General features: G+C 73.1%; 22 protein-coding genes. 13 read left to right on the forward strand and 9 right to left on the reverse strand.

The window, feature by feature from the left end; genetic code table 11:
- The first annotated feature begins 24 nt into the window (after window positions 1-24).
- On the forward strand, window positions 25-3564 hold the full coding sequence (mfd, locus tag ACFY7C_RS33970) for a transcription-repair coupling factor (RefSeq protein ID WP_389658494.1): 3540 nt from the start codon (window positions 25-27) through the stop codon (window positions 3562-3564).
- A gap of 45 nt (window positions 3565-3609) precedes the next feature.
- Here the strand turns inward: mfd and ACFY7C_RS33975 are convergent, their stop codons facing one another.
- Window positions 3610-4902: an SGNH/GDSL hydrolase family protein gene (locus ACFY7C_RS33975; protein ID WP_389658497.1), complete on the reverse strand. Its 1293-nt coding sequence runs from the start codon at window positions 4900-4902 to the stop codon at window positions 3610-3612.
- Entirely contained in the window at window positions 4899-5498 is a 600-nt protein-coding gene (locus tag ACFY7C_RS33980) for a TetR/AcrR family transcriptional regulator (protein WP_389658500.1), read from the reverse strand. The genes ACFY7C_RS33975 and ACFY7C_RS33980 overlap by 4 nt, the downstream gene beginning before the upstream one ends.
- 98 nt (window positions 5499-5596) lie before the next feature.
- On the opposite strand from ACFY7C_RS33980, the gene ACFY7C_RS33985 reads away from it, so the two are divergent.
- The 3 genes from ACFY7C_RS33985 (at window position 5597) to ACFY7C_RS33995 (ending at window position 8194) form a co-directional block, all read left to right on the forward strand.
- Entirely contained in the window at window positions 5597-6499 is a 903-nt protein-coding gene (locus tag ACFY7C_RS33985; protein WP_389658503.1) for a hypothetical protein, read from the forward strand.
- Window positions 6500-6698: 199 nt separating this feature from the next.
- Entirely contained in the window at window positions 6699-7370 is a 672-nt protein-coding gene (locus ACFY7C_RS33990; protein ID WP_389658506.1) for an HNH endonuclease family protein, read from the forward strand.
- A gap of 74 nt (window positions 7371-7444) precedes the next feature.
- Window positions 7445-8194: an N-acetyltransferase gene (locus tag ACFY7C_RS33995; RefSeq protein WP_389658509.1), complete on the forward strand. Its 750-nt coding sequence runs from the start codon at window positions 7445-7447 to the stop codon at window positions 8192-8194.
- Window positions 8195-8287: 93 nt separating this feature from the next.
- Here ACFY7C_RS33995 and ACFY7C_RS34000 read toward each other — a convergent pair whose 3' ends face one another.
- Window positions 8288-9058 carry a hypothetical protein gene (locus ACFY7C_RS34000; RefSeq protein ID WP_389658512.1) on the reverse strand — a complete coding sequence of 257 codons (771 nt, stop codon included), beginning with the start codon at window positions 9056-9058 and terminating at the stop codon, window positions 8288-8290.
- A gap of 172 nt (window positions 9059-9230) precedes the next feature.
- Here ACFY7C_RS34000 and ACFY7C_RS34005 point away from each other — a divergent pair, with 172 nt between their 5' ends.
- The 4 genes from ACFY7C_RS34005 to ACFY7C_RS34020 all read left to right on the forward strand — a co-directional run bounded on the left by ACFY7C_RS34005 (window position 9231) and on the right by ACFY7C_RS34020 (window position 14251).
- Complete coding sequence (locus tag ACFY7C_RS34005) at window positions 9231-11375, forward strand: N-6 DNA methylase (protein WP_389658515.1); 2145 nt, start codon at window positions 9231-9233, stop codon at window positions 11373-11375.
- Window positions 11376-11516: 141 nt separating this feature from the next.
- Window positions 11517-12137, forward strand: coding sequence for a hypothetical protein (locus ACFY7C_RS34010; protein WP_389658518.1), 621 nt, complete (start codon window positions 11517-11519; stop codon window positions 12135-12137).
- Window positions 12134-13684 (forward strand): protein kinase, encoded by a 1551-nt coding sequence (locus ACFY7C_RS34015; protein ID WP_389658521.1) that lies wholly within the window; start codon window positions 12134-12136, stop codon window positions 13682-13684. Before ACFY7C_RS34010 ends, ACFY7C_RS34015 begins: the two co-directional genes overlap by 4 nt.
- A 162-nt stretch (window positions 13685-13846) precedes the next feature.
- The gene (locus tag ACFY7C_RS34020) at window positions 13847-14251 is read left to right on the forward strand and encodes a hypothetical protein (RefSeq protein ID WP_389658524.1); all 405 of its coding nucleotides are present in this window, start codon (window positions 13847-13849) and stop codon (window positions 14249-14251) included.
- A gap of 58 nt (window positions 14252-14309) precedes the next feature.
- Here the strand turns inward: ACFY7C_RS34020 and ACFY7C_RS34025 are convergent, their stop codons facing one another.
- Entirely contained in the window at window positions 14310-14693 is a 384-nt protein-coding gene (locus ACFY7C_RS34025; RefSeq protein ID WP_389658527.1) for a DoxX family protein, read from the reverse strand.
- Window positions 14694-14754: 61 nt separating this feature from the next.
- Between ACFY7C_RS34025 and ACFY7C_RS34030 the strand changes: the two genes are divergently transcribed.
- On the forward strand, window positions 14755-15657 hold the full coding sequence (locus tag ACFY7C_RS34030; RefSeq protein ID WP_389658530.1) for a LysR family transcriptional regulator: 903 nt from the start codon (window positions 14755-14757) through the stop codon (window positions 15655-15657).
- Between the two features lie 280 nt (window positions 15658-15937).
- On the opposite strand, the gene ACFY7C_RS34035 is transcribed toward ACFY7C_RS34030, so the two are convergent.
- Window positions 15938-16135 carry a DUF397 domain-containing protein gene (locus ACFY7C_RS34035; RefSeq protein WP_389658533.1) on the reverse strand — a complete coding sequence of 66 codons (198 nt, stop codon included), beginning with the start codon at window positions 16133-16135 and terminating at the stop codon, window positions 15938-15940.
- A complete protein-coding gene (locus ACFY7C_RS34040; protein ID WP_389658801.1) occupies window positions 16117-16959 on the reverse strand; it encodes a helix-turn-helix transcriptional regulator in 843 nt (280 codons plus the stop codon). Before ACFY7C_RS34040 ends, ACFY7C_RS34035 begins: the two co-directional genes overlap by 19 nt.
- Window positions 16960-17146: 187 nt before the next feature.
- On the opposite strand from ACFY7C_RS34040, the gene ACFY7C_RS34045 reads away from it, so the two are divergent.
- Window positions 17147-17494, forward strand: a complete 348-nt coding sequence (locus ACFY7C_RS34045) for a hypothetical protein (RefSeq protein ID WP_389658536.1) — start codon at window positions 17147-17149, stop codon at window positions 17492-17494.
- Window positions 17495-17535: 41 nt separating this feature from the next.
- Here the strand turns inward: ACFY7C_RS34045 and ACFY7C_RS34050 are convergent, their stop codons facing one another.
- The 3 genes from ACFY7C_RS34050 to ACFY7C_RS34060 all read right to left on the reverse strand — a co-directional run bounded on the left by ACFY7C_RS34050 (window position 17536) and on the right by ACFY7C_RS34060 (window position 21431).
- Window positions 17536-18312, reverse strand: a complete 777-nt coding sequence (locus ACFY7C_RS34050; RefSeq protein ID WP_389658539.1) for a hypothetical protein — start codon at window positions 18310-18312, stop codon at window positions 17536-17538.
- Window positions 18313-18333: 21 nt separating this feature from the next.
- Window positions 18334-18804 (reverse strand): carboxymuconolactone decarboxylase family protein, encoded by a 471-nt coding sequence (locus ACFY7C_RS34055; protein ID WP_389658542.1) that lies wholly within the window; start codon window positions 18802-18804, stop codon window positions 18334-18336.
- An 83-nt stretch (window positions 18805-18887) separates the two neighbouring features.
- Window positions 18888-21431: a YfhO family protein gene (locus ACFY7C_RS34060; protein ID WP_389658545.1), complete on the reverse strand. Its 2544-nt coding sequence runs from the start codon at window positions 21429-21431 to the stop codon at window positions 18888-18890.
- 125 nt (window positions 21432-21556) lie between these two features.
- Between ACFY7C_RS34060 and ACFY7C_RS34065 the strand changes: the two genes are divergently transcribed.
- From ACFY7C_RS34065 to ACFY7C_RS34075, 3 genes are all read left to right on the forward strand, one after another.
- Window positions 21557-22552, forward strand: coding sequence for a glycosyltransferase family 2 protein (locus tag ACFY7C_RS34065; protein ID WP_389658548.1), 996 nt, complete (start codon window positions 21557-21559; stop codon window positions 22550-22552).
- Window positions 22549-22974, forward strand: a complete 426-nt coding sequence (locus ACFY7C_RS34070; RefSeq protein WP_389658551.1) for a GtrA family protein — start codon at window positions 22549-22551, stop codon at window positions 22972-22974. Before ACFY7C_RS34065 ends, ACFY7C_RS34070 begins: the two co-directional genes overlap by 4 nt.
- A gap of 81 nt (window positions 22975-23055) precedes the next feature.
- Window positions 23056-23694: a SurA N-terminal domain-containing protein gene (locus ACFY7C_RS34075; protein WP_389658554.1), complete on the forward strand. Its 639-nt coding sequence runs from the start codon at window positions 23056-23058 to the stop codon at window positions 23692-23694.
- Window positions 23695-23703 lie beyond the last annotated feature (9 nt).

The following is a 23703-nucleotide window of genomic DNA, read 5'->3' on the forward strand; positions in this document are numbered from 1 at the left end:
GCCCACTGTCGGGATGGAAGACCCATGAGCCTGCACGGTCTGCTTGACGTCGTCGTCGAAGACGCGGCCCTCGCCGAAGCGGTGACCGCCGCCCGCGACGGCAACCGCACGCATGTCGACCTGGTCGGCCCGCCCGCCGCCCGCCCCTTCGCCGTGGCCGCGCTGGCCCGCGAGGCCGGCCGGCCGGTGCTCGCGGTCACCGCCACCGGCCGCGAGGCCGAGGACCTGGCCGCGGCCCTGCGGTCCCTCCTCGACCCGGACACGGTCGCCGAGTACCCCTCCTGGGAGACCCTGCCGCACGAGCGGCTCTCCCCCCGCTCCGACACCGTCGGCCGCCGCCTCGCCGTCCTGCGCCGCCTCGCCCACCCGCGCGACGACGACCCCGCCGCCGGCCCGGTGTCCGTGGTCGTCGCACCCATCCGTTCCGTGCTCCAGCCGCAGGTCAAGGGCCTCGGCGACCTGGAGCCGGTCGCGCTGAGGAGCGGGCAGACGGCGGACCTGGAGGAGGTCGTCGCGGGCCTGGCGGCCGCCGCGTACTCCCGGGTGGAGCTCGTCGAGAAGCGCGGCGAGTTCGCCGTCCGCGGCGGCATCCTGGACGTCTTCCCGCCCACCGAGGAGCACCCGCTCCGGATCGAGTTCTGGGGCGACGACGTCGAGGAGATCCGCTACTTCAAGGTCGCCGACCAGCGCTCCCTCGAAGTCGCCGAGCACGGCCTGTGGGCCCCGCCCTGCCGCGAACTGCTGCTCACCGACGACGTACGGGCCCGCGCCCGGGCCCTCGCCGAGCGGCACCCGGAGCTCGGCGAACTCCTCGACAAGATCGCCGAGGGCATCGCCGTCGAGGGCATGGAGTCCCTCGCTCCGGTCCTCGTCGACGACATGGAGCTGCTGCTCGACGTGCTCCCCGAGGGCTCCATGGCCGTGGTCTGCGACCCCGAGCGGGTCCGCACCCGGGCCGCGGACCTGGTGGCGACCTCGCAGGAGTTCCTCCAGGCCTCCTGGGCGGCCACCGCCGGCGGCGGCGAGGCCCCCATCGACGTCGGCGCCGCCTCCCTGTGGGGGATCGCCGACGTACGGGACCGGGCGCGCGAGCTCGGCATGATGTGGTGGTCGGTGTCGCCGTTCGCCGCCGACGAGTCCGGCCTCGACACGGACGGCGACACGCTCAAGCTCGGCATGCACGCCCCGGAGACGTACCGCGGCGACACCGCCCGCGCGCTCGCCGACACCAAGGGCTGGCTCGCCGACGGCTGGCGCACGGTGTACGTCACGGAGGCCCACGGCCCGGCCTCCCGCACCGTGGAGGTCCTCGGCGGCGAGGGCATCGCCGCCCGGCTCGACGCCGACCTGAGCGACATCTCCCCGTCCGTCGTCCACGTCGCCTGCGGCTCCATCGACTACGGCTTCGTCGACCCCGCCCTCAAGCTCGCCGTCCTCACCGAGACCGACCTGTCCGGGCAGAAGGCCGCCGGCAAGGACGGGCAGCGGATGCCCGCCAAGCGGCGCAAGACGATCGACCCGCTGACCCTGGAGGCCGGCGACTACATCGTCCACGAGCAGCACGGCGTCGGCCGCTACATCGAGATGGTCCAGCGCACCGTCCAGGGCGCCACCCGTGAGTACCTGCTCGTCGAGTACGCCCCCGCCAAGCGCGGCCAGCCCGGCGACCGCCTGTACATCCCGACCGACCAGCTGGAGCAGGTCACCAAGTACGTGGGCGGCGAGGCCCCCACCCTGCACCGGCTCGGCGGCGCCGACTGGACGAAGACGAAGGCCCGCGCGAAGAAGGCGGTCAAGGAGATCGCCGCCGACCTGATCAAGCTGTACAGCGCCCGGATGGCCGCGCCCGGCCACGCCTTCGGCCCCGACACCCCCTGGCAGCGGGAGCTGGAGGACGCCTTCCCGTACGCGGAGACGCCCGACCAGCTGTCCACCATCGCCGAGGTGAAGGAGGACATGGAGAAGACGGTCCCCATGGACCGCCTGATCTGCGGCGACGTCGGATACGGCAAGACGGAGATCGCCGTACGGGCGGCCTTCAAGGCGGTCCAGGACGGCAAGCAGGTCGCCGTCCTCGTCCCCACCACGCTGCTCGTGCAGCAGCACTTCGGCACCTTCTCCGAGCGGTACGGCCAGTTCCCGGTGAACGTGCGCGCGCTGTCCCGCTTCCAGACGGACACCGAGGCGAAGGCGACGATGGAGGGCCTCAAGGACGGCTCGGTGGACGTCGTCATCGGCACCCACCGCCTGTTCTCCTCCGAGACCAAGTTCAAGGACCTGGGCCTGGTCATCGTCGACGAGGAGCAGCGCTTCGGCGTCGAGCACAAGGAGCAGCTGAAGAAGCTGCGGGCCAACGTGGACGTCCTGACGATGTCCGCGACGCCGATCCCGCGCACCCTGGAGATGGCGGTCACCGGCATCCGCGAGATGTCGACGATCACCACCCCGCCGGAGGAGCGGCATCCGGTGCTGACCTTCGTCGGCCCGTACGAGGAGAAGCAGATCGGCGCGGCGATCCGCAGGGAGCTGCTGCGCGAGGGCCAGGTCTTCTACATCCACAACCGGGTCGAGTCCATCGACCGGGCCGCGGCCCGGCTGCGCGAGATCGTGCCGGAGGCGCGGATCGCCACCGCCCACGGCCAGATGTCCGAGCAGGCCCTGGAGCAGGTCGTCGTCGACTTCTGGGAGAAGAAGTTCGACGTGCTGGTGTCGACGACGATCGTCGAGTCCGGCATCGACATCTCCAACGCCAACACGCTCATCGTCGAACGCGGCGACAACTTCGGTCTGTCGCAGCTCCACCAGCTGCGCGGCCGCGTCGGCCGGGGCCGCGAGCGCGGCTACGCCTACTTCCTCTACCCGCCGGAGAAGCCGCTGACGGAGACCGCCCACGAGCGGCTCGCGACCATCGCCCAGCACACCGAGATGGGCGCGGGCATGTACGTGGCGATGAAGGACCTGGAGATCCGCGGCGCGGGCAACCTGCTCGGCGGCGAGCAGTCCGGTCACATCGCGGGCGTCGGCTTCGACCTGTACGTGCGGATGGTCGGCGAGGCCGTCGCGGACTACCGGGCCTCCCTGGAGGGCGGCGTGGAGGAGGAGCCGCCGCTGGAGGTCAAGATCGAGCTCCCGGTCGACGCGCACGTCCCGCACGACTACGCGCCGGGCGAGCGGCTGCGCCTCCAGGCCTACCGGGCCATCGCCTCCGCCAACACCGAGGAGGACATCAAGGCCGTACGGGAGGAGCTCACCGACCGCTACGGCAAGCTGCCGGAGCCGGTGGAGAACCTGCTCCTGGTGGCCGGCCTGCGGATGCTGGCGCGCGCCTGCGGCGTCGGCGAGATCGTCCTGCAGGGTCCCAACATCCGCTTCGCGCCGGTGGAGTTGCGCGAGTCGCAGGAGCTGCGCCTGAAGCGGCTCCACCCGCGTACGGTCATCAAGCCGGCCGTCCACCAGATCCTGGTGCCGCGCCCGACGACCGGCAAGATCGGCGGGAAGCCGGTGGTGGGGCGCGAACTGCTGGCGTGGACGGGCGAGTTCCTGGCGGAGATCCTGGGGTCGTGAGGTGACGGCCGGCCCGCCCGGCGCACCGGGCGGGCCGGGGGTGGTTCAGAGGGCGTCGGGGTCGACGGCCTCGGCCATCGCGCGGTAGCCCGCGTCGCTCGGATGGAGATGGTCGCCGGAGTCGTAGGCGGGCAGCAGTCGGTCGGGGTCGGCCGGGTCCGCGAGGGCCCGGTCGAGGTCGATCACGGCGTCGTACGTGCCCGAGGTGCGCATCCAGGTGTTGAAGGCGTCCCGTTGGGCCTCGTTCTCCGGGGTGTGGTGGACGGACCCCTTGAACGGGACGAGTGTCGCGCCAACCGCTTTCAGGCCGCGGGCATGGGCCTGGCGGACGAGTTCGCGATGGCCGGCGATCAGCTCGTCGACGGTGACGTCGGGGCGGAGCCGGCCACCGATGTCGTTGATGCCTTCGAGGACGAGGACGGTGCCGACGCCGCGTTCGTCGAGGGCGTCCGGCGCGAAGCGGTCCAGGGCCTTCTCGCCCGCCCCGCCGCCGTGGCGGACGACCTTGTTGCCGCTGATGCCGTGGTTGAGGACGGGGCGTGGGCGGCCGAGGGCGGCGAGACGTTCGGCGAGCCGGTCGGGGTAGCGGCGATCGGCGTCGAGGGTGGAGCCGTGGCCGTCGGTGAGGGAGTCGCCGAAGGCGACCACGCCGTCGCGGCGGTGCGCGTCGGGGCCGCCGGTGACCTCCACGCCGGTCAGGTAGTACCAGGACGTGCCGGTCTCGGTGAACGCGCCGCCCGACACGTCGCCGCGGTGGTCGCCCGCCGCCCGGTAGCCGGTGGCGGAGGCCATCCGGTGGACGGTGGCCGGGCCGGTCGGCCCGGCCGGGCGGAGCGTCACGGTCAGCGACTCGAAGGGCCGCACGGTCAGGGGCAGGCCGTCGCTGAGCAGGGTGCCGCCGACCGGGATCGTGGCCGACGGCCGCTTCCCGAAGGTGAGGGTGCGGACCGATCCGGGCCGCACCGCGGCGCCCTCCGCGGGCCGGGCGACCGTCGCCCCGGCGATCCGCAGCGGTGTGGTGCCGTAACGGTTGGACAGCTCGATCCGCACCTCGGTGCCGCCCGCGGTGAGGCGGACGACCTGGCGCAGGGTGTGGTCGGCGAAGCCCCGCTCGGACCAGTTGCCGGCGGACGGCGGCTGGGGCGACGCGGCCCAGGCGCCGCGCCAGGCCCCGTCGTCGGTACGGGTGGGGGCGGTGGCGGTACGGGTGGGGGCGGGGCCGGTACGGGCAGGGGCCGGGCCGGTGCAGGAGGTCGAGGCGGCGACCAGGGCGGCGGTGAGGAGGGCGGCGGCCGTCCGTCGGGGGGCGCGGCGGGCGGCGGGGGCGGGGGCGGTCACGCGGGGCCCGCCCGGAACATCAGGTCGGCGAGCGAGCGGAAGTAGTCGCCGGCGTCGCGGTCGCCGACCGCGCCGCCCACGTTGTGCGTGAGCAGCAGGGTCGCGAAGCCGTGGGCGAGGGACCAGGCGGCGATGCCCGCGGTACGAGGGTCGGTGCCGGTGCCGGTGCCGGTGCCGGTGGCCGGGGCGGTCTGGCCGGGCAGGGCCGTGATGCCGGCGCGGAGTTCGGCGGAGGCCCGCTCCCTGGCGGCGATCAGCTCCGGGTCGTCGGCCCGGTACAGGTCGGGCTGGAACATCACCTGGAAGTGCGCGGGATGGGCGGTGGCGAACCGTACGTATCGCACCCCGCGTTCCCGCAGGTCGGGGGCCTCGGCGAGGGCGTCGGCGAGCAGGTCGTAGCCCTGCGCGGCGATCGCGGTGAGCAGACCGGTGCGGTCCTTGAAGTGATGGGCGGGCGCGGCGTGCGAGACGCCCGCCCGGCGCGCGAGGTCGCGCAGGCTGAGCGCGCCCGGGCCCTCCGCGGCGATGACGTCCAGGGCCGCGCTGAGGACGGACTGCCGCAGGTCGCCGTGGTGGTAGGTGCGCCGACTGGTCATGGCAGCAGCGTACCGCCGATCTAGTCATTGACAAGTTGGGGGGAGGGGAGGAATCTAGGCAGTGACAAGATGAGGATCCGAGGGAGGACGTGGACGTCATGACCGTGGAGACCACCACCGGCTCCGGTGCCGGCACCGTCGAATCCGGCCGGGTGCGGCAGTTGTGGCACCTGCTCGAACCCCTGCACGCCCTGCATTACTACGCCCCCGAGGCCTTCGAGGAGGCCTCCGCGCTCGGCTACGACGTCGAGGAGCGCTGGCCTTCCTACTTCGCCTGGCGCGCCTCCGCCCTCGGTCCCGTCGGCGCCGAGCGGGTCGCCTCCGCCTTCTACTCCTTCAGCCCGGACAAGGTCGCCCGGTACGTCCCCGCCGCCTGGGAGGTCGCCGCACCCGCCGACGTCCTCGCCGCCCGGCTCCGCGCCGTCGACCGGACCTACCGGGCGCACCTCGGCGCCGACGTCGTCGCGAGCCCCGCCCTCGCCGAGGCCGCCGCCCTGGCCCGCCGCGCCGCCGAGGCGGCCGACACCGCCGGGCGCCCCCTGGCCGCCGCCCACGCCGAACTCCCCTGGTCCGACGTCCCCCACCTCGCCCTCTGGCAGGCCGCCACGCTCCTGCGCGAGCACCGCGGCGACGGCCACCTCGTCGCCCTGATGGCGGCCGGACTCGACCCCGTCGAGTCCCTCGTCTCCTTCGCCGCGGTCGGCGCCGCCGCCGAGGAGACCTTCGCCGGCCGCGGCTGGAGCGAGGAGCAGTGGAGCGCCGCCCGCGACCGGCTCGCCGCCCGCGGCCTGGTCCGCTCCGACGGCACCGCCACCGACGCCGGACGCGCCCTGCGCGCCGAGGTCGAACGCCGCACGGACGAACTCGCCGCCGCGCCCTGGGCCGCGCTGGGGGCAGAGGCCACCGAGCGGCTGGCGGACCTGCTGGGCGGGCCGTGGCTGGCGGCCATCGGATCCGGACTGCTGCCGGCCGAGAACACGCTGGGGATCGGGAAGATCTGATATCGGATCCAGGATCCAGGATCCAGGATCCGGTAGCCAGGAGCCAGGAGCCAGGAGCCGGTAGCCGGTAGCCGGGATCCGGGATCCGGGATCCGGGATCCGGGACCCGGGGGCGGGGGGCGATCGGATACTGGATCCGATATCCCGTATCCGATATCCAGCATCAAGGATCGGGATGCCCCCGGCCTAGGATCGTCGGGTGCCGACGCATCAGAAGTCCCTCGCCGCCCCGGCCCTCGCCGTCCTCGCCCTGCTCGCCGGCGCCGCCTGCTCGCCCGGTGCCGACGCCCCGTCCGCCAAGGGCGACAGAGGAACCGCGCTCGCGGCCGTGGACACCCTGACCGTGAAGGGGCGGGCACCCAAGACCGGTTACGACCGCGAGAAGTTCGGGGGGGCGTGGACGGACGTCGACCGCAACGGCTGCGGCACCCGTGACGACATACTCCGGCGCGATCTCTCCGGCGTCCGCTTCAAGGACGGCGACCACTGCAAGGTGGCCTCCGGCACCCTGACCGACGACCCGTACACGGGGCGGTCCGTCGACTTCGTGCGCGGCCGCAGCAAGGTGGACATCGACCATGTCGTCGCGCTGTCCGACGCCTGGCAGAAGGGTGCGCAGAAGTGGGACGCCGGCACCCGGCTGCGGTTCGCCAACGATCCGCTCAACCTGCTCGCCGTGGACGCCACGGCCAACCGCCGCAAGTCCGACGGCGACGCGGCGACCTGGCTGCCGCCGAATCGGGCGTACCGCTGCACCTACGTGGCTCGGCAGATCGCCGTGAAGAAGAAGTACGGGGTGTGGGTGACCGGGGCCGAGCGGGACGCCATGAAGCGGGTGCTCGGAAGCTGTCCGGACCAGCGACTGCCCTAAGGTGCCGCGACCTGGCGACCCGGCGACGGAAAATCGTTTCTCTTGATCGTGGGGGCGCGGTTAGCCTCCGGCGCATGGACCTGCACATCACGACTCTCGCCGAGCGCCCGGAACTCCAGGGGCCCATGTGGGACATGAAGCACCTCTGGCCGGAGTTCATGATGTACGACCCGGTCGGCTGGTCGCACATGGGGAAGATCGTGACCGACTTCCCCGAGTACGTCCTCGTGGCCACCGAAGGCGTCGACGGCCCGTTCGTCGCGCGGGCGTTCAGCGTGCCCTTCCAGCTCGGGGCGGAGGGGCGCGGCGAGCTGCCCGACACCGGCTGGGACCAGGTCCTGCTCTGGGCGTTCTCCGACCTGCGGCACGGCCGCACGCCCGACACCGTCAGCGCGATCGAGGTCACCGTGGACACGGGCGCGCTCGGCCAGGGCGTCTCGCACCGCATGCTGGCGGCGATGCGGGACAACGCCCGCCGGCTCGGCTTCTCCGATGTCGTCGCCCCGGTGCGGCCCAACGGCAAGCACCTGGAGGCCGCGTCCTCCATCCATGAATACGCCTTCCGCACCCGTGAGTCGGACGGTCTGCCGCACGACCCCTGGCTGCGCGTCCACGTCCGGGCGGGCGGCACCGTGGAGAAGGTCGCCCCGGCGTCGATGACGATCGGCGGCTCCGTGGAGCAGTGGCGCCGGTGGACGGGCCTGCCCTTCGACGCCGACGGTCAGGTCGACGTCGAGGGCGCCCTCGTGCCCGTCCACTGCGAGGCGACCAGGGGTTACGCGGTGTACGTCGAGCCGAACGTCTGGGTCCGCCACCGTCTGTGACCCCGCTGCCCCCGCACGTACGAAAGGCGTGAAGGCCACCCCCCTCCGGAGGCCTTCACGCCTTTCGCGTCTCGCCGGGGTCCTCACGGACCGTCAGCCGAGGCTCTTCTCGTCCACGACGTCCTTCTTCGGCGGCGTCTGCGCCACGACCGGCTTGTCGTAGTCGGAGAACGTGATGGTGCCGGGCTCCTCTCCGCCGGTCGTCACGACCCTCAGCAGATGCGGCTTGCCCTCCGTGGCCACGGAGAACGTGGTCGTCTCGCCGTCGAGCTTCTGCGTGAGCGTCAGTGCCTTGTGCCCGCCGACCGTGGTCTCCACTCCCCGGACCGTGCCGGTGGTGGTCTGGTCGAAGTCGGCGAGCAGCGCCTTCAGGTCACAGAGCTCCAGCATCTCCTTGGCGTCCGGGTCCTTGGCGTCGGTCTTCACCCAGCGGCCCTTGAGCTCCTTGAGCAGTGCCTTCTGGACCTCCTCCGGCTCGCCCTTGGCCTGCTCCTTCAGGAACGCCTCGTCGAAGCGGAGGTAGACGGCCTTGTCGGCCGGCCGCAGCAGCTCGGCCGTGCCCGTCGTGCCGAAGGTCATGGTCCCGGCGCACTTCCCCTGGAGGTCGGTCGACACATACGCCTTCAGAGGGCCGTCGGCGGTCTTGAGGGAGAGGTCCAGGGTGAGCGACGTGGCGGCCTTCGTCCCGTCCACCGCCTTGTCGACGATCTGGGGCCCGGTCAGGTCGCCGAACGGCCCGGTGGGCTTCGCGTCGTCGCCGGAGGCGGGGCCGGAGGAGGGACCGCAGGCGGTCGCGCCGAGCGCGACGGCGGCGAACAGGGCGGCGGCGAGGGCGGCGCGGCGGGGGCGGACGGTGGCAGACATGGTGGTTCTCCGAGGGGGATGGGGTGGTGCGGGGGAATCCATAACAGCAGAGAGTGTGAACCGAGTCAACACGGTTCACAGGAAACGGGTCGGCTCACACTGTGAAATGTAGTGGCGGGCGTTCGTCAGTAAGATCGGCGCCACACGTAAGGCGGGACGAGAGGAGCGGCACGTGCCGGAGAGCGCAGCGGAGGTGACCGCCGCGGGCATCGCCCGCCTCGCGGGAGTCGGCAGGGCCGCCGTGAGCAACTGGCGCCGCCGCCACGCCGACTTCCCCAAACCCGTCGGCGGCACGGAGACCAGCCCGTCCTTCGCCCTCGCCGACGTCGAGGCCTGGCTGCGCGCCCAGGGCAAGCTGGCCGAGGTCCCGCTCGGCGAGCGCGTCTGGCAGCAGATCGCCGGCCACCCCGCCGGAGCCGTGACCGCCCTCGTCCACGCGGGCTGCGTCCTCCTGCTCGTACGGGACCGGGCGGCGGCCTGGCCCGCGCTCGCCGCCGCGCCCGACGAGCGGCTCGCCGAGCTCCTCCCGGTGCCCCTGGAGGAGACGCTGACCGAGCGCTTCGGCGCCGAGCGGAGCGTTCACACCCCCACGGCCCGCGCGCTCGCCCCCTCCGTACCGCTCCTGCGCGGGGCGGCGGCCATGGCAGCCGAGACGACCTCCCGCGAGGTCTTCGACTTCCTGCTCGGCCGTCATCTGGACGCCAACCCACGCCAGTACACGCTGACCCCTCCCGGCCCCGCCGCCCTCATGGCGGCGCTCGCCGGCCCGGCGGCCACCGTCCTCGACCCCGCCTGCGGCACCGGCGCCCTGCTCACCGCGACCGGCGCGACCAGCCCGGGCAGCACCCCCGCCACTCCCGGCACCCCCGGTGCCCCGGCCGCCCCCGCCGCCCTGTACGGCCAGGACGCCGACCCCGACCTGGCCGCGCTGACCGCCCTGCGCCTCGCACTCGCCACGGACACCGCCGTCGACGTCCGCGTCCTGTCCGGCGACACCCTGCGCGCCGACGCGTTCCCGGCCCTCGCCGCCGACGCCGTGCTGTGCCACCCGCCGTTCAACGAGCGCAACTGGGGCCACGACGAACTGGCCTACGACGCCCGCTGGGAGTACGGCTTCCCGGCCCGTACGGAATCCGAACTGGCCTGGGTGCAGCACGCCCTGGCCCGGCTGCGGCCCGGCGGCACCGCCGTCCTCCTCATGCCGCCCGCCGCCGCCTCCCGCCGCTCAGGCCGCCGCGTCCGCGCCGACCTGCTGCGCCGCGGCGCCCTGCGGGCCGTCGTCGGCCTCCCGGCCGGCGCCGCGCCGCCGTACGGCATCCCGCTCCACCTCTGGGTGCTGCGCAAGCCCACCAACGGCGAGCGTCCCCCCGCCGAACTGCTCCTCGTCGACACCGCGCACGAGACCGCGGCCGGCGGCGCGGCGACGGGCGCGCCGACCGGCGGGCGCGACCGGATCGACTGGGCGGCCGTCGAGAGCGCCGTCCTGGACGCCTGGCGGTCCTTCGACCGGGACGGCACCCTCACCGAGACCCCCGGCGAGAGCCGCGCCGTCCCGGTCGTCGAACTCCTCGACGACGACGTCGACCTGGCCCCCGCCCGTCATCTGCCGCCGCCCGCCGCCGCCGAGGGCGCGGCGCAGCTGGGCGGGGTGCGCGAGCGGCTCACCGAGACCCTGCGCCGCACCCGCGAGCTGACCCCGCCGCCCGCCGCCGACACCGGTACCGACGCCCTCCGCTGGCCCGCCACGACGGTCGGCGAACTCGCCCGCTCCGGCGCCCTGACGCTCCGCGCCGGCGGTACGGGCACGGCCCCGGCCGGCGCCGCCGTCGCCCCCCGCGTCCTCACCGACACCGATGTCCTCGCCGGCCAGGCGCCCTCCGGGACGCTCCCCGAGGCCCCGGCCGCGGGACCCGCCGAGGAACCGGTGCTGCTCGCCGCCGGCGACGTCGTCGTCCCGGTCCTCGGCGGCGGCTCGGTCGCCCGGGTCGTCGACGAGGCCACCGCCGGGGCCGCCCTCGGCCGGAACGTCCACCTCCTGCGCCCCGACCCGGCGGCCCTCGACTCCTGGTTCCTGGCCGGCTTCCTGCGCGCCACCGCCAACAACCGCCAGGCCAGCTCCTACGCGTCCACCGCCACCCGGCTCGACGTCCGGCGCCTCCAGCTGCCGCGCCTGCCGCTCCGCGAACAGCGGCGCTACGGGGACCGGTTCCGGGCCCTCGCGGAGTTCGAGGAGGCGTTGCGGCTCGCGGGACGGCTCGGCGAACAGCTGGTGCGGGGCATGTACGACGGCCTGGCCGACGGCTCGGTCGCGCCCTGACCGTCCGGCCGGGGTGCCTGACCGTCCGACCGGGGTGCCGCGCCACCACGGGTTGTGCACAACCCGTGGGCGCCTGTCGGAGCCGGTGTATACGCTCGTCCCCGACAGCAGAACCATCCCTCCACGCGACCAGGAGCAGCCATGTACGGCCACGGCTACCCGCAGCCCGCGCCACCGCAGCGCGGTGTTCCGGCGTCCGTCATCGTGCTGCGGGTGCTCTTCGCGGTGCTGCCGCTCCTCAGCGTCGGGATGCTCACCTGGGCGACGGTGCTGCGGCTCGCCCTGGTGACCCGCCGGGTCCTGGACTGGATCCTGCTCGCGGTGTCGGTGGCGGTCGTCATCACGGGCTTCGTGCTCATGCCGGCGGACGAGAACGACACCTCCCTCCAGGGCGATCTGGTCGTGGGGATGGTGCTGCTCAACGCGGTGGTGTTCACCGCGTATTTCCTCGCGGCGGACATCCGCCACGACCGTGTCCGCCGGGCCGGCGCGTCCGCGCCGGGCCAGGTCCCGTCCCCGTACACCCCGTACGCGGCGACGGTCCCGCGGCACCAGGAGGGGTACGGCTACCCGCAGGCACGCCCCGCCGTCGCGCCCCAGCCCCAGCCTCCATTGCAGCCGCAGGCCCAGCCCCGGCACCACCCCCAGCCGCAGGCCGTGGTGCCGCCGCCGGCGCCTCCCGTGACCGGTCCCCGCATCGACCAGGTGCGCGCGGAGCTCGACGAGCTGAGTCACCTGCTCCGTAAGGACGAGGGGAAGTGAACGGCCGGGTCGTCGGCGGGCGTTACGAGCTGTCCACCATGATCGGCCAGGGCGGCATGGGCCAGGTCTGGACGGCGTACGACGGCCGGCTCGACCGGCGGGTCGCGGTCAAGCTGCTCAACCCCGCCGCCATCAGCGGCCCGGCCACGGCCGCCGACGAGCTGCGCCGCCGCTTCGTGCGCGAGTGCCGGGTCACCGCACAGGTCGGCCACCCCGGGCTCGTCACCGTCCACGACGCGGGCAGCGACGGCGACGACCTGTACCTGGTCATGCAGTACGTGGAGGGCGCGGACCTCGCCGACCACCTCGCCGAGCACGACCCCTACCCCTGGCCGTGGGCGGCCTCCGTCGCCGCCCAGCTGTGCGCGGTGCTCGCCGCCGTGCACGCGGTGCCGATCGTGCACCGGGACCTCAAGCCGCGGAACGTGATGGTCCGCCCCGACGGCACGGTGATCGTGCTCGACCTCGGCGTCGCCTCCGTCCTCGACACCGACACCACCCGCCTCACCCACACCGGCTCGCCCATCGGCAGCCCCGCCTACATGGCGCCCGAACAGGCCATGGGCGGTGCCGTCGGCCCGTACACGGACCTGTACGCGCTCGGCGTGCTGCTCCACGAACTCCTCAGCGGCAACGTCCCCTTCGCCGGCTCGACCGCCCTCGGTGTGCTGCACCGCCACCTGCACGAGCCGCCCGTCCCGGTGCGCCGGCTGCGCCCCGAGGTGCCCGAGGCCCTCGAAGCGCTCGTCCTGCGTCTCCTCGCGAAGGACCCGCAGGCCCGGCCGGCGAGCGCGCAGGAGGTGTACGAGCACCTGCTGCCGCTCCTGCCGCCGCGCGGCGCGCCGGGGCCGTCGGGCCCGCTCGATCCCACGCGCCCCTTCCGCCGCCCGCACGCGCCCTGGCCCGACCACGCGGTGCAGGCCGCGGCGCCCCCGGCCCCCGCCCCGGCCGTGACGGCGGCTCCGGCGAAGCCGGACGTGGCGGCGGCCGTGGACGAGGTGAAGCGCCTGCTCGGCGAGGGTTCCATCACCCAGGCCGTGGACATCCTCGGCGGCATCCTGCCCGCGGCCGCCGCCGAGCACGGCGAGCACTCGCCCGTCGTCCGGATCCTGCGCAAGCAGTACGCGACGACGCTCATGGACGACGGCCAGTACCGCCGCGCCCTCCCGGAGTTGCGCCGCCTCGCCGAGGACCGCGCGGCGGAGGCCGGCCCGGCCGACCCGCAGACCCTGCAGTTCCGCTATGACGCGGCCCTGTGCCTGGAGCAGCTCGGCGACCCGGCCGGTGCCCTCGCCGAGTACCGCGCGCTCCTGCCGTATCACGAGCACGGCACGGAGACGGACCCCGCGCAGCGGTCCCGGGCCTTCGACATCCGGCACCGGATCGGTCTGCTGCAGCTCGCGATCGGTGACCACGGCGCGGCCGTCTCCGGCCTCGGCGCCTTGCTGTACGACGTGGAGCGCTTCCACGGGCCGTACCACCCGATGGCCGCCGACCTGCGCCGGGCGCTCGACCGGCAGCGGCAGATGGGCGGACCCTACGGCTGAGCCCGTCCGGCGCCGGGGGTGGCCTCACGGGCGCTTCTGACGGGGCGGCAGAGTCACGACTCCGCATCTGATTCGGAAACGGAAGGTATAGGTCCGATTTGGTCGTTTCGCGCTGTGTAACGTGCGCGTTCGATCATGTCCACGCCTTCCAAGGATCCCTTCATGACCACGCCTCAGCCGTCCGACCCGTTCGCCGCCACCCCGGGCGCCCCCGAGCAGGCTCCCGCCCCGGAGAAGAAGAAGGGCGGCCTGCTGAAGAAGATCGGCGGCTTCGTCGTGCTGGTGATCGTCGCCGTCGCGGTGAAGCTCGGCCTGCCGCACCTCACCGGTGACGCCCCGGTCCACGCCAAGGTCGGCGAGTGCGTCACCGTGACCGGTCCCGACGACGCCCCGAAGGTCGACACCCAGGACTGCTCCTCCGGCAAGGCCGACCTGTTCAAGGTCGCCCAGGTCCACGAGGGCACCTTCGACCTCAACAAGTGCGACCAGAACAAGTACTCGGCGCTGGCCCAGCAGCTGGGCTCCGACAAGTTCGTGCTCTGCCTCGAAGAGGCCGCGGCGAAGTAAGGCGGACCCCCGCCGCCGCGCGCGCAGGAGGGGCCGGCCCGTCGGGCCGGCCCCTTCGTCATGCCCGGGCGACCGCGACGACGAGGGAGCCGACGGCCAGGAGCAGGAAGGCCCCGGGGAAGCCGATGCTGCGGAAGACCCGCGCCCGGACGTGGACCGCCACGGCTCCGACGTAGAACAGCACCAGACCGGTCGCGGCGGCGATCCCCAGCGTCCGCAGCCCGAACAGTCCGAGCAGCAGACCGACCGCTCCCGCCCCCTTGAGGGCGGCGAGCGCGGGCAGCCAGGACGGCTTCACGTGCACCTCGGCGGAGTTGGCGAGGACGAAATCGGCCCGCAGGACGTCGGCGAGGGCGATCCCCGCGTTCGCGACGACGGCGATCAGGGTGACGAGGACGGAGAGGGTGGCGGCGAGGCTCGGGAGGGTGGCGGCGAGGGGCATGCCTCCAGGCTCGTCGGCCCTGCTCCACGGCGTCCAATACCCGCTTCCATAACCTGGGGGCATGGACGTCGACACCCGGCTTCTGCGCTACGCCGTCGCCGTCGCGCGCGAGGGCAGTCTCACCCGCGCCGCCGAACGCCTCTTCGTCTCCCAGCCGGCGCTGACGAAGCAGATCCGGCGCCTGGAGAAGGAACTCGGCGTACGGCTGTTCACCCGCTCCCGCGCGGGCATGACCCCCACTGAGGCGGGCCGGGCGCTCGTCGACGGCGCCGCGGAACTCCTCGACGACTGGGAGCGGCTGCTGCGCGCCACCCGGCGTACGGCGGACCGCGCCGAGCGCGTCCTGCGGGTCGGATTCGTCGCGAGCGCCGCCAACGAGGCCACGCCCGCCATCATCACCGCCTTCGGCCGGCTCCGGCCCGGCTGGCGGGTCGACATGCGCCAGACCTCCTGGGCCCACCCGACCGCCGGCCTCGCCACCGGCGACGTCGAAGCCGCCTTCGTACGACTCCCCTTCCCCGGCCAGGACGAGCTGCGCACCCACGTCCTGTTCACCGAACCGCGCTGGGTGGCCCTCGCCGCCGCGCACCCGCTGGCCGGGCGCGAGCGGATCGCCTTCCACGAGCTGTGGGACGAGCCGTTCGTCGCGGCCCCGGCCGAGACCGGCGCCTGGCGGGACCACTGGCTGGCCGCCGACGAGCGCGACGGCCGGCCGGTACGGATCGGGGCCGTCACCGAACATCCCGACGACTGGCTCAGCGCCATCGCCAACGGCTACGGAATCGCCCTGGCCCCTGCCTCCGCCGCCCGCTTCTACGCCCGTCCCGGCGTCGTCTACCGCCCCGTCACCGGCGTGGCCCCCAGCCGGGTCGCGATCGCCTGGGCACCGGCCGACGACGCCAACCCGGTCGTGCGGGACTTCGTCCGCTGCTGCGTGGGGTCCGTGGCGCCGACGGAGCGGTGATTCGGCCACCACATGGGCGCCCGGCCGGACTGTGGCGCGGGGCGATCCGGTGTGTCGGGCGATCAACCCCCAAAGAACCCGGGTTAAGAAACCAACCCACCCAACCCCACCCCCTCAGCCTCCCCGTCGGCAACGCGAGGGCGATCGTCACCGCCGTTGCCCGCCCCGCCAGTGCACCCGTACCAGATCTGCGACGTCTGTGAAGGGGAGTACAGGGCGGCAAGACCCGGCCTGTGCGGCAGTGGCGCTGCTTGACGACGGTGCGCGCCGCATGACGGTGTCAGGCCTCGTCCCTGACTCCGTCGACGAACGCGGACCAGGCGTCGGGCGCGAAGAGGAGGGCGGGGCCGGTGGGGTTCTTGGAGTCGCGGACGGGGACGAGGGGGAGGTGGTCGGCGATCTCCAAGCACTCGCCGCCTTCCGCGTTGCTGTACGAGCTCTTGCGCCACGTCACGGTGCTCAGATCGACGGCTCGCACTGTGCTTCCTCCAACGTACGCATGATGAACTTCCGTGAATCCGCCGGGGAAAGGGCCAGATCGCGAACTCGATCGTAGCGGAGCTGCAAGAGGTCTACGTCGGCTGTTTGTTCGACCAGACTCCCCGAACAACTGGTTTCGACCCATGCCACCACGCGGGCGTCCGCAAGCCTCAGGAACGTCACCTGGGCGCTATGCAGCGCGTACAGCCCAGCGGAGTGCGGCACGACGTGAATGGTGACGTTTCGCCGGTCGCTGACCGCGAGGAGGTGCTCCAACTGCTCCTGCCACTGGTCCCGATTCGGTAGCGGTGTGCGCAGCACCGTCTCCGACAGGATCGTGCGGAAGCCAAGGGCGTTGGGCCCTGTCAGCAGCTCTTGTCGACCGATGCGTGCCTCGACCTGGCGGTCCAGTTCGTCGCCTTCATGGAGACCCGTCTCCATCAGCGTGCGCGCGTAGGCCTTCGTCTGGAGTAGTCCTGGCAGCACGCAGGCCGCGTACTGCCAGAGGCTGGCAGCCTCGGCCTCCAACGCCATGTACTCGCGGTACTTCGCTCGGAACTGCGATGTGTCCCCCGCCGCCAGCTCCCACAGCGTCAGTAACAGCCCCGGCGTGCCGTAATACGTGTCCAGCGCTTGGGCGACCTCCGGGCCGCCGATCGTCTCGCCCTTCTCCATCTTGGAGAACAACGTCGCGTCCCAGCCCAGCGCCGACCCCAACGCCCGATAACTCAGCTTGCGTTCCAGCCGGAGCTTCTTCAGCTCCTCCGCGAAGCGCTTCCGCGGCTCCTGGCTGCGCCCCGTAATCACCCGTCTCGGCGGCATCGCAACACGCACCCCTCTCCGGAAGGTGTGGAAGTACCGGAACAGCGGCCGGGAAGTACAGCCTCAAAACCGGCCACCCCAACCTGCCCCGGGTACATCCTCGACATGCCCCATCACGGAGGGTAGTCCAACACCGGGAGCGGTTGTCATGGAGTGCGGCGATTTTGTGTACGACGAAGTGGCTTGTGTGGTAGGGGAGTTCCGGGGCTGCGCCGGGCCGTACGCGATGCTGCGGCCGCTCGGCGGCGGGCGCGAATGGCAGGCCGACCCGGTCCACCTCAGGCCCGCGACGCAGGACGAACGGCTCAGCGCGGGCGTCCGCGCGGTCAATGAGCGGGCCCGGGCCGCGGCAGTGGCGTTTCTGGACGTGGAGCTTCCGCCGCCGCCCGTGCCCGTACCGGAGTGTGCGGAGTGTGACGAGCTGGCCGCCCGGCGGCGGAGGGCGTGGCTGCGCTACGACGGAAGCGCGGAGGCGGACGCGAACGTGCTCCTCCGTCGTCATCTGGCGGAGGAGCACGGCCGTACGCGTACCTAGCACCAGGGATCGAGGGCGAGGTGACGCCGGAAATTCGCTGTCTAGGGGATGCCGTGCCGATCCGAACCATGCGAGGTCGCGGCGGCCCAGGCGTCGCGGCTGCGGTAGTGGTTGGCGTGGCCGGCCGTCAGGACCCTGCGCAAGGGGGTGAGGTGCTCGGTGTCCGGCGGCAGGTCGAGTGCCGCGAGGAGGGCGAGCGCGGCGGACGGCTCCAGGTCGCCGTAGACCGAGTGGTAGCCGTTCAGCAGGCCGCGGAAGACCTCGCGGTGCAGCGCCGGGACGCCGGCCGCGGCCCGGAGCGCCGGTTCCTTCACCGGCCACGGCACCGGACCGGAGACCTCCAGGACCCGGCCGGCCCGGCGCAGCAGCGGCTCGGGCGCGTCCGCCCGCAGCCGGTCGACGTCACGGCCGAGCACCTCGGCGAAGGCACTCGCCGAGGTGCGCGCGTCCTCGAACCAGTCGACCCACAGCGAGTACGTCAGCGCCTCGCCCGCCTCCGGGGCCTCCAGCCGCTGCCGGTAGCCGTCCCAGTGCGCCTCGGCCGACAGCCCGACCTCCGGGTCCGCGAGGGGGAAGCCGATCTCGGCGGTCACCCAGTACACGTCCAGCAGGTCCAGGAGCCCGAAGGCCAGCCGCAGTTGACCGGCCGGGTCGAGCCGCTCGTCGACGAACACCTGGTCGGCCCAGCGGACCGCGACGTCCGCGGTCGTGATCCGCTGTCCGGGGTGCTCGCCGTCGGTCCACTCGTCCTCGCCGACCCGCGTGACGCCCTCCTCGGCGAGCCAGCGCCGCGCGTCCTCCCGCGCTTCTTCGTCCACCCGGACAGACTAGGGCGGCGGTCAGCCGAACATGCCGACCCGGTAGTCGCCCGCGGGCTGCTGGAGGAGGACGTTCACGCGGTTGTACGCGTTGATGAGGGCGATCAGCGCGACGAGGCCGGTGAGCTGCTCCTCGTCGTAGTGCTTGGCGGCCTCCCGCCAGACCTCGTCCGGGACTCCGGACCCGTCGGCGATACGGGTGCCCTGCTCGGCCAGCGCGAGGGCGGCGCGCTCGGCCTCCGTGAAGACCTTGGCCTCGCGCCAGGCCGCGACCATGTGCAGCCGCTGGGAGGTCTCGCCGGCCGCCTCGGCGTCCTTGGTGTGCATGTCGAGGCAGAATCCGCAGCCGTTGATCTGGCTCGCACGGATCTTCACGAGCTCCTGGACGGCGAACGGCAGGCCGGTGTCCGAGATGGCCTTGCCCGCGGCGCCGAAGTGCTTGATGACCTTGGTGCCGGTGGGGCTGCCGAAGAGGTTGATGCGGGCTTCCATGAGGGGCTCCTCTGTCGTGCTCGGTGGTGGCTACACCGCTATGACGGAGCGGATCGCGGGAGTGTGACAGGAGGACATGTGACCTACGCCATTCCGCTGGGGGTCGCGTAGGGGACACGCTTCTCCTCCTCGCCGACCGCACTTCCGGTCCCGGTCCCGGTCCCGGTCCCGGTCCCGGTCCCGGTCCCGGTCCCGCCCCCGCTCCGGCGTCGGGCCGCGAGGACCGTCCACCCCGCGAGCAGCGCCAGGGCCGCTCCGCCCGCTCCCAGGCCGGCCCGGAGGCCGGGCGGGCGGAAGGCGCAGGTCACCTCGCGCGTTCCCGGGCGCACCGGGGCCGCCACCAGGCCGCCGTACGAGGCGGCCGGACGGCCGTCGCAGGTCCAGCCGGCGATGCGGGGGGAGGAGAGGACGAGCGTGCCGGTGGTGCCCGGGCGCAGGGTGGCGCGCACGCCCGTGGACGTCACACGGATCGCGTCCGGGGCCGGGGCCTTCGCCCGCAGCGTCGCCACGGCGGCGCGCAGGCGCGCGTGGTCCAGACAGGCGAGCCAGACGCCCGCGCCGGCGGCGCTGCTCACGCCGCCCGCGCCACGCACGCTGCCCCCGCCGCCCTGGTCACGCACGCCGCCCGCAACGCTTTCACCGCCCCCACCGCCCTTCGTCGGTAGCTCGGGGCGCAGCCCCGACACCCGCTGGACGCCCAGGGACACCAGCGCGGCCCGCCACCTGGGGAGTCCGCCGCGGAGGCGGACCTCCCGGGGGCCGAGGCGGGCCGGGCCCGTGACGTCGGGCGCCCAGAGGAACACCTCGGTGCCGACGCGGCAGGCGCCGGACGCCGCCGGAGGCTCGTAGACGCGCGCGCCCAGGAGGAGTTCCTGGTTGCGGAACGGAGAGGGGCCGTAGACGGGGGCGGGGCCGGTCGGGCGGACGCTCACCAGCGGAAGCGCCGGGCCCGTCGGGACCACGTCGCCGTCCCGCCGGCGCGCGCCCACCGCGAAGAGGGCGTCGGTCACCGGGTTGTCCAGGCTCTGGAGGTTGCGGCCCCGGGAGGTCCAGCCGGCGCCGAGCGCGGCCATGGTGCGGGTCAGGACGTCGGGCGTGAGGCTGCTGTAGTAGGCGCCGCCCTGGCCGCCGAGCATCATCGGCTCGTTGGCCGTCGTGTGCGGACGGCCGGAGTCGGTGCGGTGGACGGGCCAGCCGTCGGCCCCGGCGAGGGCCTCGGCGAGGCGGCTGTCGGCGGCGCTCCACGCGGGATAGTCGTCGAGCCGGCGGAGCCGTTCCCGGTCGCCGTACGCCGTCGTCGCCGCGGCCTGCGCCACCAGGACCCCGGCCAGGAGCAGCACGGCGAGCCGCCCCCGCCGTACGAGGACGACCGCGAGACCCGCCGCGAACAGCGCACCGCCCCACACCGTCGCCTGCCCGCTCCCCAGCGCCCCGAGGCCGAGGAGGCCGACCACGCCCGCCCCGCCCAGCAGCGTCCGCCGGTCCGGCAGGCCGTCGGCGACCGCCGCCCACGCGGCGAGGACGAGCACGCCCGCGAGGACGAAGGTCTGGCGGTACGGGCTGCCGTTGGGCGTGGCGAAGACGTGCCACACCAGGTGCGTCGGCCCCCACTGGAGGGACAGCGCGACACCCGCCACCAGGGCCGGCCACCGCCACTCCCCCCGGCGGAGGTCCCGCCAGTCCCGCCAGTCCCGTCGGTCCCGCCGCTCGCGGCGGAAGAGCAGCGAGGCGGCCAGCACCGGCACCGCCGTGAAGACGAACAGCGCCGGGGTGGAGAAGCCGTACGTGACGGGCATCAGGCGCGCCGCGAGGTCCGGCCCGCTCGCCGCCGTGAAGTCCCGCACCACGCCCGGGTAGGCGTGCCGCGTCCCGAGGAAGACCGGCAGCAGCACGGGCGCGGCGAGCCCGATCCCGAGCAGCACCGTCACCGCGCCCCTGACCAGGACCCGCCAGGGCGGCAGCGTCACCAGGAGGACGAGCGCGGCGCCCAGCGTCGCCATGTAGGCGGTGTAGAAGTTGGCGAGCCAGCACACGGCGACGACCAGCGGCCCGAGCAGCGGCCGCCGCCCCTCCCGTACCCACACGCCCACCAGGCACAGCAGCGGGAAGGCGATCAGACCGTCCATCCACATCGGGTTGTAGACGGCCTCCAGCAGTGCCCAGCCGCAGAGTCCGTACGCCGCGCCGAGCAGCCCCGCGCCCCACCACACGCCCGGCCGCAGGCGCGGCAGCAGGAAGGCCATCGCGGCCGCCGCGGCCGCCATCTTGAGGACGGTGATCCCGTAGAGGGCGTGGGCCAGGTCCGCGCGCGGGAAGAGTGCGACGAGCGGGGCGAACGGGCTGGTCAGATACGTGCCGAGGTCGGGCAGGAAGCTGGTGCCCCAGCCGGACTGCCAGTTCAGCAGCAGCCCGCCGTCGGCCCGCCCGTGCAGCAGGTCCCACAGCCGGGCGTGGAACGGCAGGAACTGGTTGCCCAGGTCGTTGACGCTGCGCCGGTGCGGGCCGAACGGGAAGGCGCGGGCGACGGCGTCGCCCGCGCACACGGCGAGGGCGGTGAGCAGCGCGGCCGTCACCGGTGCCCGCCACGCCCCGGGGGCGGCCGCGCCGGCCTTCGTACAGATCTTCATGATGGGACGAATATGGCAGCGACAATGCCGAAATCCGCCCATGCGCCGGGGCGTTCATTCAATGGTCGTCTGGCCGTCACCGATGGAATCCGACGGCGACATCCGCACCCGCTGTGGTGTCGTGCGTGCTGCTCTCGATCGTGGTCCCGTGCTTCAACGAAGAAGAGATCATCGGTCGCTTCCACGACCATGTGACGAAGGAACTCTCCCCTTTCGACGGAGAATTCGAGATCGTCTACGTGGACGACGGAAGCCATGACCGTACGCTGCCGCTCCTGGAGGGGATCGCCGCCGACGACCCCCGGGCGCGCTATGTCTCCTTCAGTCGCAACTTCGGCAAGGAGGCCGCCATGCTGGCCGGCCTCCAGCACGCGGCCGGTGACGCCGTCGTCATCATGGACGCCGACCTCCAGCACCCGCCGGAGCTCGTGCACCGCATGCTGGCCCTGCACGCCGAGGGATACGACCAGGTCATCGCCCGCCGCACCCGCACCGGCGACCGGGTCACCCGCACCCTGACCGCCCGCGCCTACTACTGGGCGATCAACCGGCTCGTGGACGTCGAGCTCGTCGACGGCGTCGGCGACTTCCGGCTGCTTTCCCGCCGCACGGTCGACTCGATTCTCGAACTGACCGAGTACAACCGTTTCTCGAAGGGCCTGTTCGCCTGGGTCGGATTCCGCTCGACGACGTTCGAGTACGAGAATGCGGTGCGCGAGGAGGGCCGTTCGAAATGGACCTTCGGAAAGCTCCTCAACTACGGCCTCGACGGCCTTCTCTCCTTCAACAACAAGCCGTTGCGGGCCGCCGTATATCTCGGAATGATCCTGGTCGCGGTCGCTTTCGCGTACGCCGCCTGGATCGTCGGTGTCGCCCTGGTGAACGGCGTGGAGACGCCCGGCTATGTCACCCTGCTCGTCACGGTCACGGCGCTCGCCGGCGTCCAGATGGTGATGCTGGGCCTTGTCGGCGAGTACGTCGGCCGCATCTACTACGAGGTGAAGCGGCGCCCGCACTACCTGGTCAAGGCGTCCAACACCCGCGTCACCGCCACCCGCGGCACCACCGGCACCACCGGAACCACCGGAACGACCCGCGAAGAGGAGCTCCTGCGTCGATGACGACGACCTGGCAGGTGATCCGCTTCGGCCTGGTCGGCGCCGTCAACACCGGTACGTACTACGGGCTCTACCTGCTCCTCGGCCACTGGCTGCCCTACCTCGCCGCGCACGTCGCCGCCTTCGCGCTCTCCATGGTCGGCTCCTTCTTCCTCACCTCGTACTTCACCTACCGCACCCGCCCCACCTGGAGGAAGTTCCTCCTCTTCCCCCTCACCAACGCGGCGAACTTCGTGATCACGACGGTCGGCGTCTACGTCCTGGTCGACCTCCTCGCCTTCGACCGCCGCTACGCCCCGCTGATCGCCGCCGCGGCCGCGATCCCGGTCACCTTCCTCGTCTCCAGGACGATCATGCTGGGAGCCGACACCACCCGAACGCGTGAGTCGTTGACCGAATCAACTGAGACAGTCGCTTCCAAGTAGTGGCCCGCGCCACGGCGACTGCCTAACATCGATCACCGCACGGTCGTTCCACTGACGCACGACCCACGCCGGGAGGCTCCTTTGCACCGCCGCACTGCGCTCTCCGTCTCCGCCGCCGCGCTCCTCGCCGCGGCCCCGCTGCTCACCGCCTGCGGCAGTGACGCCCACCCGGGCGCGGCGGCCGTCGTCGGCGGGCAGCGGATCGAGGTCTCCAGCCTCCAGGACCAGGTCAAGGACGTCCGGGCGGCCCAGAAGGCCTCGCCGCAGGGGGCGCAGCTGCTCAAGGAGACCGGGGACCTCAGCCGGCAGAAGCTGCACGGCATGATCTTCGACCGGGTGGTCGAGAAGGTCGCGAAGGACAACGGGGTCACCGCGAGCCGCGGTGAGATCCAGCGGACCCGCGGCGACTTCGCCCGCCAGAGCGGCGGCGAGGAGCAGATGAGGGCCGTGCTGCTGCAGCAGCAGGGCGTGGCGCCGGACGAGATCGACGACGTCGCCCGCCGGGCGGTGCTCATGAACAAGATCGCGGCGAAGCTGGGCGTCACCGACAGCCCCGAGGGCCAGAAGAAGCTGACGGACGCGTTCAGCCGGGCCTCCAAGGCGCTGCGGATCGATGTGAACCCGCGCTACGGCACCTGGGACGACGACAAGATCCAGCTCGCCGCGTACACGGCGCCGTGGGTACGGCAGATCAGCAAGGCCCCCGAGGTCGTCGCCTGAGCCCGACGT

Source organism: Streptomyces sp. NPDC012769 (genome assembly GCF_042901205.1).
GTDB lineage: Bacteria > Actinomycetota > Actinomycetes > Streptomycetales > Streptomycetaceae > Streptomyces.

Coding starts and splice junctions, on each gene's coding strand:
- mfd (WP_389658494.1), top strand. CDS start 25: ATGAGCCTGCACGGTCTGCTTGACGTCGTCGTCGAAGACGCGGCCCTC.
- ACFY7C_RS33980 (WP_389658500.1), bottom strand. CDS start 5,498: ATGACCAGTCGGCGCACCTACCACCACGGCGACCTGCGGCAGTCCGTC.
- ACFY7C_RS33985 (WP_389658503.1), top strand. CDS start 5,597: ATGACCGTGGAGACCACCACCGGCTCCGGTGCCGGCACCGTCGAATCC.
- ACFY7C_RS33995 (WP_389658509.1), top strand. CDS start 7,445: ATGGACCTGCACATCACGACTCTCGCCGAGCGCCCGGAACTCCAGGGG.
- ACFY7C_RS34000 (WP_389658512.1), bottom strand. CDS start 9,058: ATGTCTGCCACCGTCCGCCCCCGCCGCGCCGCCCTCGCCGCCGCCCTG.
- ACFY7C_RS34010 (WP_389658518.1), top strand. CDS start 11,517: ATGTACGGCCACGGCTACCCGCAGCCCGCGCCACCGCAGCGCGGTGTT.
- ACFY7C_RS34020 (WP_389658524.1), top strand. CDS start 13,847: ATGACCACGCCTCAGCCGTCCGACCCGTTCGCCGCCACCCCGGGCGCC.
- ACFY7C_RS34025 (WP_389658527.1), bottom strand. CDS start 14,693: ATGCCCCTCGCCGCCACCCTCCCGAGCCTCGCCGCCACCCTCTCCGTC.
- ACFY7C_RS34030 (WP_389658530.1), top strand. CDS start 14,755: ATGGACGTCGACACCCGGCTTCTGCGCTACGCCGTCGCCGTCGCGCGC.
- ACFY7C_RS34040 (WP_389658801.1), bottom strand. CDS start 16,959: ATGCCGCCGAGACGGGTGATTACGGGGCGCAGCCAGGAGCCGCGGAAG.
- ACFY7C_RS34055 (WP_389658542.1), bottom strand. CDS start 18,804: ATGGAAGCCCGCATCAACCTCTTCGGCAGCCCCACCGGCACCAAGGTC.
- ACFY7C_RS34060 (WP_389658545.1), bottom strand. CDS start 21,431: ATGAAGATCTGTACGAAGGCCGGCGCGGCCGCCCCCGGGGCGTGGCGG.
- ACFY7C_RS34070 (WP_389658551.1), top strand. CDS start 22,549: ATGACGACGACCTGGCAGGTGATCCGCTTCGGCCTGGTCGGCGCCGTC.